This window comes from Pseudoduganella danionis (assembly GCF_009720775.1).
GTDB lineage: Bacteria > Pseudomonadota > Gammaproteobacteria > Burkholderiales > Burkholderiaceae_D > Rugamonas > Rugamonas danionis.
Window position 1 is genome coordinate 224128 of the sequence record NZ_WNKW01000006.1, and the last position, 13041, is coordinate 237168.

The window sequence follows — 13041 nt, forward strand, 5'->3', positions numbered from 1 at the left end:
TGATTTCTGATGAGCGCAACGCCTCCCACCACTCCTGACACCGAGCAGCCTGCGGCCAGCAAGCGCCGCTGGCCGCGCCGTCTGCTGATCGGCAGCCTGCTGGTACTCGCCATGCTGGCGGCCGCATTCTGGCTGCTGGGCCGCGAAACCACGCTGCAGCAGCTGGTGCAGCGTATCGCCAACGCCAGCGGCGGCCAGATTACGGTCAGCGATATCTCCGGTTCGCTATACCACCGCATGCACATCGGCCATCTGGTGTACCGCAGCGAAGACAGCGTCGTCACGGCAGACCAGATCGATATCAACTGGTCGCCGCTGCAGTATTTTTCAGCCGGCCTGTCCGTCAGCGAACTGCGTGTGGCCACACTGACCGTGCAAAGCCTGAAGGAATCCCCGCCGCCTACCCTGCCTGCATCGCTGGCGCTACCGTTTGAACTGCATCTGGCCGATGCCCGCATCGAGCTACTGACGCTGATAGGCACCAATGCCGGCAGCAAGGATGTGATCCGCAAGCTACACCTGCAACTCGACGCAGGCCCGCAGCGCTGGCAGCTGCATCAGGCCAGCGCCAGCACAGCCTATGGCGACATCGGCGCGGAATTAAAACTCGACGCCAGCGCCCCCTTTGCCTTGCAAGGGCGGGCCACACTGGCCCACGCCAGCGGTGCCAGCGTGCGTCTTGACGCCAGCGGCACACTGGCCGCGCTCAAGCTGCAGGCACAGGCCAGCTTGCAGAACAGCAGCACTGCGGGTACTACGAGCGTTACGCGCACCGCTGGTACGAGTGCCGCTGCCGGTACGAGTGCTGCTGCTGGGGCCACTCCTGGAGCCACTGCCAGCGCCAATGCCGTCCTTGCCCCATTTGACTCCTTCCCCTTGCGCAGCCTGAATCTGCAGGCCCGCCACATCGATCCGGCTGCCCTGCAGGCCGGCCTGCCGCAAGCCCTGCTCGATGTGGACCTGCAAGCCAGTCTAGACACACAGCAGCAGCTAAGCGGCCGTCTGTCGCTGCACAACCGTGGCAAAGTGGGCGCCATCGACCAGCAGGCATTGCCCCTGCAAGCGCTGGCAGCGCGCCTGAACGGTAGCCTGAAGGACCGCCTCAATACCGCCAGTCTTGAAGACGTGGTGATAGACCTCGGTGCCGCGGGCCGCTTCACAGGCGGCGGCAAGCTGCAGCACAAGGACGGCGCAGCCACACTGGAAAGCGCCCAGTTCATGCTGCACACGGATAAGCTCAATCTGCGCCAGTTGCACAGCAGCCTGCACAGCACCAGTCTCGCTGGCGACATCAGCCTGCAAGGCAAAGCAAAGCAGCAAACGCTGACGGCCAGACTGACACAGAAAGACCTGCAACTGGAACTGCAAGCCCTGCTCAACGCCAGCAAACTGCACCTGCAACAGGCGCGCCTGCAGGCCAGGCAAGGCAGCCTCGCCGTCAGCGGGCAGGCCAGCCTCCAGGGCCAGCGCGATTTCGCCCTGACCCTGCGCAGCCAGCATTTCGATCCGGCCGCCCTGGGCCCGCAACTGCCGGCGGCCGATCTGAATGGCAGCATCAGCGTCGATGGCAAACTGGCGCCCATGTGGCAGGCCAGTGCGACGCTGGATCTGCAGGCCAGCAAGCTGGCCGGCCACCCGCTGACGGCCAGCGGCAAACTGCGTGCCGACGCCCGCCACCTGAGCGACGTCGACCTGCGCATGCAACTGGCGCAGAACAGCGCCAGCATCAAGGGCAGCTTCGGCGCAGCGGGCGAGCAACTGCGCTGGCTGGTGGAAGCGCCGCAACTGAACGCCTTCAGTAGCGACATCGGCGGCGCGGCCAGCGTCAGCGGCACCATCAGCGGCAGCATGGCCGCGCCGCGCAGCAGCTTCGAACTCGATGCCCGAGGCTTGATGCTCAACGCCAGCAAGCACCCGAATCCCGATAGCCGCTTGCACGCCAGCGGCGAACTCACGCTGGCCGGGGCCAGCAAGCGCCCCGAACTGAACGTACAGGGCACGCTACAGAAACTTGATCCAGCCGCCTTCGGCAGTACCCAGAGCGGCAGCATACAGGCCGACTTCCGCGCCGATGCCAGACTGGCACAGGACTGGCGCGCCGCCTTCAGCCTGACCCTGCAACCCTCGACGCTGGGCAGTGCGCCCCTGAGTGGCCGCGCGACCTTGCAGGCCGACCGCCAGCGCATCAGCAATGCTGATATCGACCTGCATCTGGCCAGCATGGCGCTCAGCGCCAAAGGCAGCTTTGGCAAAGCAGGCGACAAACTGGAATGGAAACTGGCGGCGCCACAACTGGCACCGCTAGGCCCGCAGTTCGGCGGTGCGCTGCAGGCGGCCGGGGTACTGGCCGGCACCACCGCCAAACCGGCGCTCAGCTTCACGCTCGATGGCAGCAATCTGCACCTGCCCGGCGCACGCCAGATCGCCAGCATTCGTGGCAGCGCTACGCTGGGCAGCACGGAGAGCACCAGCGATGTGCCTATGGTGGCGGATATCGACATCAGCCGCTACGGCTCTCCCGCCCTCAACCTGAACCGCCTGCGCCTGCAGACCAGCGGCAGCCGCAGCGCCCACACCCTGCAGCTCAGTGCCAGCAATGGCGACTTCGATGCCAGCGTGAAGCTGGCCGGTAGCTGGGCCAACGATAGCTGGAGCGGCACCCTCAACACGCTGCAGAACCGTGGCCGCTTCGCCTTCACGCTGGCCGCCCCTGCAGCCCTCAAGCTTGCAGCGGAACGCGATAGCGGCGTGGCCGGCCTGCTGCATCCGCAGCAGATCAGTGTGGGCAGCGCCAGCCTGCAACTCCCTGACGGCAGTATCCGGCTCGATCAGCTAGAGAAAAACGGTGCCAACTGGCGCAGCAAAGGGCAGGCGCAGGGTGTGCCCGTCAACTATCTGGCCCAGCTCTCGCCGGCATGGCATGACTTTGTGCGCAGCACACTGAGTATCGGTGCCGAGTGGTCGCTCAATCTGCAGGCTGCCAGCAATGGCGCGGCGCCGGCACTGGACGGCATGCTGCGCGTGTACCGCGAAGCGGGCGACCTCACCATCACCGGCGCCGATCTGCCGCAGGCACTGGGCCTGCGCATGCTCGACGCGCGCGCCGACCTCACCGATGGCAATCTGCGCCTGCAGCTCAATCTCGATGGCAGCCGCGCCGGACAGGCCCGCTTCGACGCCAGCACACGGCTGGTGGATGGCCATCTGAGCCAGCACAGCCCTTTCACCCTGAGCGGCAGCGCGAATATGGGCTCGATCGCGTGGCTGGCACCGCTGGCCGTCCAGCCGGGCATGGAAGTGGACGGCGTGCTCAAGCTGAATGTGGCCGGTAGTGGCAGCTTTGCCGCGCCCCAGCTGAACGGTGACCTGAATGGCGAAAAACTGACGCTGACGCTACCCGAACAAGGCATCAAGCTGCGCAACGGCCAGCTGCAGGCGCGCATCAGCGGCGACCAGCTGACCTTGCAGAACCTCAGCTTCGACGGCACGGAAGGCCGCGCCAGCGCTGAAGGCTGGATGCGCTACGCCGACAATCAGGCCAGCATGAACCTCAAGCTGGTGGCCGATAAACTGGAAGTGCTGGCCCGACCCGACCGCATACTGGTGGTCAGCGGCAGCAGCAGCCTGACGCGCGACGCCAAGCAGTTCCAGCTCACTGGCAAATACCGCGCCGAGCGGGCCAGCATCGAACTGGCCAACGAAAACACCCCGACCCTGAGCGACGACGTGATTATCCTCGGCCGTGGTGCGGCTGTGGGCAAAGCGCCGCAAGGCATGCCGCTGAATATCGATCTGGAGGCCGACCTCGGCGACGCCTTCAGCCTGAAAGGCAAAGGCCTGAATGCGCAACTGGCCGGCACCCTGCGCATCCGCGTCAGCGAACGGCGCGCACCGCGCGTGCAGGGCAGCATCCGCGTCGTCAGCGGCACTTACGCCGCCTATGGCAAGCAGCTCAGCATCGAACGGGGCGTGATCAACTTCAGCGGCGCTTACGATAATCCGGGCCTGAACATTCTGGCAGTGCGCCATGGCCCCGAAGGCGAAGCCCTGAGCGAAACCAATGTGGAAGCAGGCGTGGAAGTCCGCGGCACGGCGCTGGCCCCTGTCGCCAAGCTGGTCTCCACTCCCAACGTATCGGATAGCGACAAGCTGGCATGGCTGGTGCTGGGCCACGGCATCGACAGTACGGGCGGTAACGATATGGCCCTGCTCAGCACCGCAGCCGGCGCCCTGTTCGGCGGCGGTCAGGGCCGGCTGGCCAATGCACTCGGTGTGGATGAACTGGGCGTCAAGCAGGCAGCCGGCACGGCCGCAGGATCGGCCACGGGCCTGCAATCGACCGTGGTCACAGTGGGCAAGCGGCTGTCGGCACGGGCCTATCTGAGTTTCGAGCAAGGTGCGGGCACGGCCACCAGCCTGGTCAAGCTCAAATACAAACTGAACCCGCGCATCACCCTGCAATTCCAGACCGGCACCAACAATGCGCTGGACGTGCTGTACAACTGGGCCTTCGACTAGACAGGCTGGCTGGCCCGTCTAGCTTGGATGGTGGTCGGGCACCGGGTCATCCTGCGGCACAGGATGGGGCACGGCAGGCGGCGCGGGATCGTCGGCCGGCACAGGATCAGGCGCACGGTGCAGGTGCAGCGCGGGCAAATAGGGTAGCGGCGATGGCATTGCGGCAGACGTCAGCATGAATACTCTCCTTGCATCAGGGTAGCCTTCATTGTACGCCTGCTGCGTTTCAGGGCTGCGCGTGTCTGACGTATTTTTCCAGCCACAGATTGGTTTCGTACAGCATGTGCAGTATCGATTCACGCGCCCGATACGCATGGGCCTCATTCGGCAACATCACCAGCCGCGCCGTGCCACCTAGTCCTTTGATAGCCTGGAACATGCGCTCGCTCTGCACGGGGAAGGTGCCGGAATTGGCATCCTCGGCGCCATGTATCAGCAGCAGCGCATCCTTGATGCGGTCAGCATAATTAAATGGCGACATGGCTTGATACACCTCGGGCGCCTTCCAGTAGGGCCGCTCTTCGGACTGGAAGCCGAACGGCGTCAGCGTGCGGTTGTAGGCGCCGCTACGGGCTATGCCGGCCCGGAACAGACGCGTGTGCGCCAGCAGATTGGCCGTCATGAAAGCGCCATACGAATGGCCGCCGATGGCAATGCGATGGCGCTCGGCCACGCCGCGGCGCACTACTTCGTCCACCGCCGCTTCGGCATCGGCGACCAGTTGCGACAGATAGCTGTCGTTGGGTTCCTCCTCGCCGCTGCCCACGATGGGGAAGGACGGGTTATCCAGCACCGCATAGCCCATGGCCAGAAACGCGGCCGGTCCCCAGTAGCTGACGGCATTGAAACGGTACGGCGAACCGGTGGTCTGGCTGGCTGCGCCGGTGGATTTGAATTCCTGCGGATAGGCCCACATCAGCAGCGGCAGCGGGCCGTCGCGCTGCGCCTCGTAGTCGGGCGGCAGCATCAGCGTGGCCGTCAGTTCTACTCCGTCGGCACGCTGGTAGCGGATCTGCTGCTTCTGCACTGCGCGTAGCTGCGGGGTCGGATGGGGATAGTGCGTCAGCGCCAGCAACTGCTGGTCGTCCGGCTTGCGCAGGTCGCGCAGATAGTAGTTGGGCCGCTCGGTCGGTGTCTCGCGCGAGGTCAGGATCAGCGTGCCACCCTGATTCAGCACGGCCGCCACGTTCTCGAAGCAGGGCGCGGCGCTCTGGAACAGCCGCTCCTTGTGCAGCGTATCGAGATACAGCCGGTCGAGGAAAGGCCGGTCGCCTTCCGGCGTGGCACCCGCACCATCGAGCAGGATGCTGTTGTTTTCCCCTATCAGCAGGCGCGCAAAGCCCTGTGCATCGGCGCGCAGCACGGGCGCACCGGGGCTGTTGTAGCGGTCTTCGTACGAACCCGCATACACCTGCTGCGCTGCCACGTCCGCATGATCGGGCCGTATGCGCCACTGGCGGAAATCGCGCGTCTTGTGCCAGCGCTCGTTAATCAGCGCCATATCGCCGCGTCCCCACGCCACTCCGGCATAGCGCATCTGCAAACGCGCCAGCTCCTGCGGCGCGGCCACGAACGGCGCCGCATGCTGATACACCACATCACGCACACCATCAGCCACGGCTCGGGCCGGATCGCCGCCATCCTGCGCTTCCACCCAGACCAGCGTGGCTGCCGCATCGGCACGCCAGCCCACATTGCGCACACCGGCCGATACAGCGTCATTCCCCGGCGGCAGACCTTCTTCCAGCGGCAGATCGGCCACCGTATGCAGCACGGCGCCAGCCAGGTTGAGTACTTCGATGCGCTCGCCGAAATTCGACGCCGGCACCAGATAGGAATACGGCCGTGTAACGCACTGGCTCAGTATGTGCTGGCCATCAGGCGAAATCGCCGTACGCGCATAGGCGGCCGGCGCGGCGATGGGCTGGGATTTGCCATGCAGATCCAGCCGCACCAGTTGCACGGTGATGTAATGCTCGAACAACTGAGCATCGTGCTCGTTCTTCAGCAAGTCCTGATAGGTACGCAACTGGCGCACACCGGCAGCAGCATCGCTATCCTGCATGACAGGGCCACGCGGTATGCCGTCCGAAACGGGCGCCTTGCCGCTACCAGCAGGCCGCCAGTGCACCAGCAGGCCGCTGCTATCGGGCAGCCAGCTAAAACCGCGCGTCAGCACGGCCGATAGCGGCTGGGCCGACAGGCGCGCCGCCTTATTGGCCGCAATATCGAGCAGCCACAGTTCCACTGCACCCTTGTCACCCTTGAAGGCCACATGGGAAAACGCCAGATAGCGCTGGTCCGGCGACCAGCTCATATCGGCCAGACGCAGATTGCGCGGCAGGCCGCTTATGCGGCGCGGCTTCTGCGTCGCCACTTCCAGCAGCGACAGATCGGTGCCGAACGAGAAGCGCGATTGCGCGTAGATGCGGGGATTGATGCGCAGACCGGCCAGCTTGAGCTCCGGCTGCGCCACTTCGGCTATGCCGGGCAAGGCCGGGGTCTGCACCACGGCCAGCAGGTCACGCTGGGGGCTCAGGCTCATGGACGGCGCACGCGGTGCATCGACAATCTGCTGCAGCGCCAGCGGCGGCAGGCCATAGCCGTCGGCGGCGGCTGCCGTTTGCGGTGCGGGGGCCAGCAGGTCTGCCGTCAGCGGCAGCTTGGGTAAAGCTTGATTCATGGTGTTCCTTATCGCTGCTACAGTGCGGCCACGATGACGTGGCGGGGCGGCGCGCCTGCAACGGCAGAGCTCAAAGCCCAGTTTGCTGACGGCGGAATTGATTGTCAAGGCAGTCGCCGGCCAGACTGGCGTACAATCGCGCTTCTCGACTGACTCAAGACGCTGTTGCAATGAATATCGAAATGACCACCCTCACCCTGCTGCTGCTCGTGCCTCTGGCCGTGTGGCGCATCTATTCCCGTCTGAAGACGCTGCTGGGGCGCACCCGCTCGGAACTGTGGCGCCACTACAGCACGGCCGTGATCAGTGCCGGCAGTCTGGGCGTGATTGCCGCCACCCTGCTGGGCAAATGGGAAGCGCTGGGCGCCCTGCTGGCCGGTGCTGCCATCGGTGCGCTGCTGGGGCGCCGCAACGTGCAGAGCACGCGGCTGGAAAATACCAAGGAAGGCTTTTTCTACACGCCCAACCGGCGCCTTAGCCTGCTGGTGCTGATGCTGTTCATCAGCCGCCTGATCTACCGCCTGTTCGAGGCCTATCTGCACATGCACAACCAGTTGCCGCTCGATCCGGACTTCCTCGGCCAGCCTGTTACTGCCGTGCTGTTTGGCCTGCTGGGCGGCTTCTACCTGTATTTCTCGGCCCAGCTGATCCGCTGGCGCCGCAGCACCAAGCCAGTGCCCCGCCCTATCGACATCTTCGACATCAAATAAGCGCGCTGGCCTAGACGCCCAAAACACAACGCCCGGATGCATTGCTGCTCCGGGCGTTTGTTTTTGGCGAGACCCTGCTATCAGGCGGCCTGAGTTGCCTCGGCCGTCCGGCGCTGCAGCACGAAGATAGGCTGGGCCCATTCCGTATCCTTCTTCTTTTTGCTGGTGATCAGCGTCAGTTCGGAAGGATCGTACACGTCGGTGTTGTGGGTCAGCGGCGTCGTCATCAGATACTGGGCGTCGGTGTTCTTGAGGAACTCGCCCACCAACTGGATGTTACGGATATCCAGGTGAGCAAACGGTTCGTCGATGAACACGAAGCCGCCCGAACCATCTTCCGATTTCAGCAGACCAATCAGCAGCACCAGCGATTTCATCACCTGCTGGCCGCCCGACGCTTCGCCGTCGTTCATGCCGATGATGCCCTTGCCGTCGAACTTGAAGCGCACATGCAGGCCAGCCTGCGCCAGCAGCATATCGTCGTTTTCCAGACGTACCGGATCGGCATGCACTTCGATGCCGGCCAGCTCGCCCAGTTCCTTGATGTTCTTGGCGTAGGTCTTGATGGTGTAGCGCAGCCGCTCCATGTAGGCGCCACGGGCATTGCCCGTCGCTTCGATAGCGCGGTTGTTCTGGTAGCGGCGCTCTTCCGTTTCGGCCTGACGGCCATGCAGCTGGTCGTTGAGGCGCTGGTACTGGTCGATCACGGTAGCATCGAGTTCCCAGTCGCTGCGCGCGAGACTGGTTTCCAGACTGTGGATACGCAGGTGAACCTGATGGGTGTTCTGATGCTCGTCGGCCAGCGCCAGACGACGGGCCGAACGCTTCCAGCCTTTCGGCAGGTGGCGCCAGCTCTTGCGCAGCGCCAGCAGCGCACGCGCATGCTCGCTACGCTGTTCGAGCTGGCGGCGATTGTTCAGGCGCATGCCGGCTTCCGCCTCGGACAGCGCAAAGCGGGCGTTCTGCCACGTGGTATCGGCGCGGGTACGCGTCACCACGGCATTCTTGATCAAGGTCTGCAGCTCGCCCAGACGCGCGCCCACTTCTGTGCGCTCGGCCCGCAGCGGCACGGCGTTGCGCGCCGCTTCGTCGAATTCTTCCTGACGTGCGGCCAGCTCCTTGGCCGCATCGACACCAGCCAGACGGGTCTTGAGCGCGCTGATTTCGGAGGCCAGCTTGGATACCACCAGCGTCAGCGCATCTTCCTGCGCTTCCAGTGCTGGCAGGCCTTTCTGGATCGCTTCCATACGCTGGGTGCGGCCAGCGGAACCGAAGCGGTAACGCGAAGCTTCCACGAACAGCGAACGGCCACCGCGACGCTCGCGGTGGTAGGCGTCCGGCGTAATCCATTCTTCATGGCTGCCCAGCTTGGCGCCGGCATCGACCGAATCAACCCGGGTAATGCGGGTCAACTGTTCTACCAGCCATGCCGGCACTTTGGCCGAGAACTTCACCACCGACATCAGGCTGTCATCCTTGACGCTAGGCGCGTGCACCAGATCGGGCACGATGAAGTGGCGATAGCGTTCCTTCTCCGCCAGACGGTAGGCCGCCGACGCATCGGAAGCTTTATCGAGCAGCACCACGGAGGCATAGCCGCCCAGCACACCTTCGATGGCCCCCTGCCAGCGCGCATCCGTCACCTCGACGATGTCGGACAGCATGGCGTGGCCGATACCGGCGTCGTTCAGAGCGCGGCGCATGGCGCGCTGCACTTCGGGCTCCGGCATGGCAGTCTTGCCCTGCAGCGCAGAAATGGTGGCCTGCTCGCCGGCGATCTTGCTGGCGATGGCATCGCGTGCCATACGCTGGCGCGCCAGTTCGATTTCTTTTTCCTGCAACTGCTGCGCCACTTCGGCCAGATCGGCACCGGCATCGGCGGCCAGCTTCTGCAAACGGGCTTTCTGTTCCAGCAGCGAATCGAGCGGCTTGAGTTTGCCGTTAATCAGCGTCAAGCGGCTTTGCAGCGCGGTCGATTCCTGTTCCAGCACGGTTTCCGTCTGCTGTGCGTCACTCAGCGCCTTGGCCTGTGCCGCCAGCGCATTGCGCTTGTCCGACAGTTGCTGGTCCGCCTGCAGCAGCGGCTTGCGCGCATCGCGCAACTGGCGGCTGATGGTGCCGTGCTTCTCGCGCGCTTCATGGTATTCCAGCGTTGGCAGCACTTCTTCCTGCAGATTGCGGCGTTCCTTGTTGAGCGACTCCCACTGGTGGTAATTGGCCACGCGCAGGCGCAACCCTTCCAGATTGGTCTTGGACGATTCCAGTTCGGCCTCGAAGCGTTTCAGCTCCGTTTCCGTGTCGCGCTGGTGGCGCTTGGCTTCGTCGTAGGCGTCCAGCACTTCCTTGTCGCCGAATACCTGGAACACCAAATCGAGCAACTGGCGCGGCGCGTATTCGCACAGCTTATCCGTTTCGCCCTGCTCGAGCGCCAGCACTTTGGCCATGGCGGGCGACAGGCCGGCACTGGCCAGACGCTTGCGGTAGTTCTCCACACCGAGCCAGTCGTTGCCGACTTCGCCGATATCTTCGATCTGCACATTCCCCGGACGCATCAGGTACTGACGCTTCCAGTCGCCACCATTTTTCTGGATCTGGCAAAACAGCGTCACTTCATCGTCGCTGAAGAAACCCGAGCTACGGAACGGACGGTTGGACAACTGCCTGCCGACGGCGCGGTTATCCACTACGGCGCGCAGCCATGCCGTCTGCTGGCCGCTATGGCGGGCATAGTGCTTGTACGTGCGGCCCATCGAGCAATCGAGGCCGAACAGCGTACGCAGCGCATCGAGCAGCGTGGTTTTGCCGGAGCCGTTCTGGCCCGCGATGGTGATGATCTTCGCGTCCAGCGGAATATTCTTGATACGTTGCCAGTAATCCCAGTGGACCAGCTCTAACGATTTAATGTGAAACATGGCTTAGCTCTCGTCGGGAAGTTCGGTATCGGCAGCGCTATCGCTGTCGGCAGCTTCGGGCTCGGGTTCAGCTTCCGGCTCGGGCGCAGCGGCCTGACGCGGCACGGGGATCATCTGCGCTGGCGAGCGTTTGAACACATCGGCCAGCGCGCCATTGATGATGCGCTCTTTCAGCAGGTCGGTATCCATCATCAGGTCCAGCAGCGGGCCTTCCACGATCACATCGCCGCGCCGTTCGATGAAGCCCAGCTTGGCCAGTATGCCCAGATTCATATCGAGACGGGTTTTCTTGCCCAGCTTGTCGCCGAAGTCGGCCAGCAGCGCCTTGTAGGCGATGCCGATGGAAGTGTCTTCTGCGCGTGGCAGCGGTTTCTCCACCCCGAACATATCGTTCTGATCGTCGTCCGCGTGGGTATGGCTTTCCTGCCGTTCGCGCTTGGGCAAGATGATCTGCGCCCACAGCACCACCAGCAGGGCCACGCCGTCGCGCGACAGACCGAAATTATTGTTTTGCCAGATATCGCGCGCGCCGAAAATCTTCGGTTCGATGGCGCGGTGCAGCGCCAGCGTCACATGGTCTGCGTACACGTTATCCAGCAGTTTCAGGCCCGTGGCCAGCAGACGCGCATCGACTTCGGCGCGGAACTGTTCGTCCGACAGCACGCGTTTGACCAGTTTGTCATCGCGGCGCAGGCTCTGGTGCGTGAGCAGACGGGCGATCAGAATTTGGGAATCGTCATTCATCGGACTTGTCGCCTTCCGGATTCAGAATAAGTGAGAGGGAGGCCATGGACATTGCTGCCACATGCAAATCGGGCAGTTCGACCATTTCATCGGTCGGCGCAAATTTCACTGGCAAGCGTGCCAGTTCGGCAGTAGCACCCTGCAGGCGTGCTTCGTCGGCATCGCCCAGCAGCGGTAGCAGCGATGCGCGGTAGGAGGCCACGGCAAAAGTGGCCGGCAGCAGGGTTTCGTGTACCGGCATCGCTTGCGGCACGGCTTCCGATGCATCGACTGCCGGCGGCAGATTCTGCGTGGCCTGTTTGCCGAAGGCAGCGAAATCGGACAGGCGCTCGAGCCAGTCATCGAGTTCGCGCTGCATCTGCGGCGTGTCGCTGATTGTGGTCGGCGCATCAGTACCTGCAGGCAGGCCGCCACTGACGGCGCTGGTGGCACGGTCGGCCAGCAGTTCGGTTTCCGCCACGTCTATCATTTCGGCCGGCGTGATAAACAGCGGCACCACCGGCTGATCGATGGCATCGATCGCCAGCGAGGCCAGATCTTCATGCAGCAGCAGCCAGCGCTTGATGTCCGTGGTGGACAGGCCGGACTGGCCCAGATGCACGCGCTGACGTTCGATCTGGTTCAGCGCACGCGAGAACATGCCCTGCATATTCAGCAGCGCCGACTGGGCGCGGCCGATGGCCTGCGCCGCACGGTGGGTGGCGGCATCGGCATTTTCATCGGAGGTAATGGCACGCAGGATCTCCGAGCCTTTTTCCACCCAGTCGCACGCCATATGCCATTTGGCCTGCGAAGCGCGCAGGCGGAATTCCGAACCCGAGGCAATCGCGTCGGAGAATTCTTCCGTCAGATCGACCAGACGACCAAGCAGATGCTGTAGCTGTTCTACCGTCACGCCGCCCATCACCTGCGCACCGGCCACCTGCGACAGCAAGAAACCCATATCGGCTTCGTCTTCATCGTTACCCAGCGCCAGCAGGCCGTCGATGGCCGACAGCACATTGCGCGCCATAGGCGTAACGCGGTACACGGCCTGCTGCGCATCCCACGCCAGCAACTGGTTGCTACGCAGGCGCATCAGCACCGTTTCCAGACTTTCCGGCAGCAGATAGGCCAGCCGGGTATTGATGTCGGCGCGCGAGAAGGTAGACGAGCTGGTATCCGAGGCCAGCTCGCGCAGCACCAGCAGTCGTACCAGCACGCCATCAAACCCGCCGTGGAACAGGGCCGTGAACACCTGCAGCAGCGGCTGCGCGCGTTTCAGGTGGTAGACCTGTTCGATCTCGTCCACCGACACATTCGGTTTGAAGTGGGCTTGCAGGCCATCCTGCTGCTGATCCAGCGCCCCGTCAGGCGTGGTCTCGCTTGTTATAGGTTCTATCATTGTTTATCAATTGGTACGCAACAACCACAAGGACAGCGCCTCAGGCGAAAACTCCATGGCCAGACCTGTCCCGATTGCGGGGGCGTCAGT

7 protein-coding genes are annotated in these 13041 nt (G+C 63.8%); 2 read left to right on the top strand and 5 right to left on the bottom strand.

Annotation, left to right across the window (positions count from 1 at the left end):
• The first annotated feature begins 9 nt into the window (after positions 1-9).
• A complete protein-coding gene (locus GM655_RS19220; protein WP_155436278.1) occupies positions 10-4518 on the top strand; it encodes a translocation/assembly module TamB domain-containing protein in 4509 nt (1502 codons plus the stop codon).
• Positions 4519-4536: 18 nt separating this feature from the next.
• On the opposite strand, the gene GM655_RS19225 is transcribed toward GM655_RS19220, so the two are convergent.
• Complete coding sequence (locus GM655_RS19225) at positions 4537-4695, bottom strand: hypothetical protein (RefSeq protein ID WP_155436279.1); 159 nt, start codon at positions 4693-4695, stop codon at positions 4537-4539.
• Positions 4696-4744: 49 nt separating this feature from the next.
• Positions 4745-7201, bottom strand: a complete 2457-nt coding sequence (locus GM655_RS19230; RefSeq protein ID WP_155436280.1) for a S9 family peptidase — start codon at positions 7199-7201, stop codon at positions 4745-4747.
• A 182-nt stretch (positions 7202-7383) separates the two neighbouring features.
• Here GM655_RS19230 and GM655_RS19235 point away from each other — a divergent pair, with 182 nt between their 5' ends.
• On the top strand, positions 7384-7911 hold the full coding sequence (locus tag GM655_RS19235) for a CcdC protein domain-containing protein (RefSeq protein ID WP_229256124.1): 528 nt from the start codon (positions 7384-7386) through the stop codon (positions 7909-7911).
• Between the two features lie 80 nt (positions 7912-7991).
• Here GM655_RS19235 and GM655_RS19240 read toward each other — a convergent pair whose 3' ends face one another.
• Genes GM655_RS19240 through GM655_RS19250 form a run of 3 tightly spaced genes read right to left on the bottom strand, consistent with a single transcriptional unit; the run spans position 7992 to position 12951 of the window.
• Positions 7992-10823: an ATP-binding protein gene (locus GM655_RS19240; RefSeq protein ID WP_155436282.1), complete on the bottom strand. Its 2832-nt coding sequence runs from the start codon at positions 10821-10823 to the stop codon at positions 7992-7994.
• A gap of 3 nt (positions 10824-10826) precedes the next feature.
• The gene (locus GM655_RS19245) at positions 10827-11567 is read right to left on the bottom strand and encodes a hypothetical protein (protein ID WP_155436283.1); all 741 of its coding nucleotides are present in this window, start codon (positions 11565-11567) and stop codon (positions 10827-10829) included.
• Entirely contained in the window at positions 11560-12951 is a 1392-nt protein-coding gene (locus GM655_RS19250) for a hypothetical protein (protein WP_155436284.1), read from the bottom strand. The genes GM655_RS19245 and GM655_RS19250 overlap by 8 nt, the downstream gene beginning before the upstream one ends.
• Positions 12952-13041: the final 90 nt, after the last annotated feature.

Coding starts and splice junctions, on each gene's coding strand:
- GM655_RS19225 (WP_155436279.1), bottom strand. CDS start 4,695: ATGCTGACGTCTGCCGCAATGCCATCGCCGCTACCCTATTTGCCCGCG.
- GM655_RS19240 (WP_155436282.1), bottom strand. CDS start 10,823: ATGTTTCACATTAAATCGTTAGAGCTGGTCCACTGGGATTACTGGCAA.
- GM655_RS19230 (WP_155436280.1), bottom strand. CDS start 7,201: ATGAATCAAGCTTTACCCAAGCTGCCGCTGACGGCAGACCTGCTGGCC.
- GM655_RS19220 (WP_155436278.1), top strand. CDS start 10: ATGAGCGCAACGCCTCCCACCACTCCTGACACCGAGCAGCCTGCGGCC.
- GM655_RS19235 (WP_229256124.1), top strand. CDS start 7,384: ATGACCACCCTCACCCTGCTGCTGCTCGTGCCTCTGGCCGTGTGGCGC.
- GM655_RS19245 (WP_155436283.1), bottom strand. CDS start 11,567: ATGAATGACGATTCCCAAATTCTGATCGCCCGTCTGCTCACGCACCAG.
- GM655_RS19250 (WP_155436284.1), bottom strand. CDS start 12,951: ATGATAGAACCTATAACAAGCGAGACCACGCCTGACGGGGCGCTGGAT.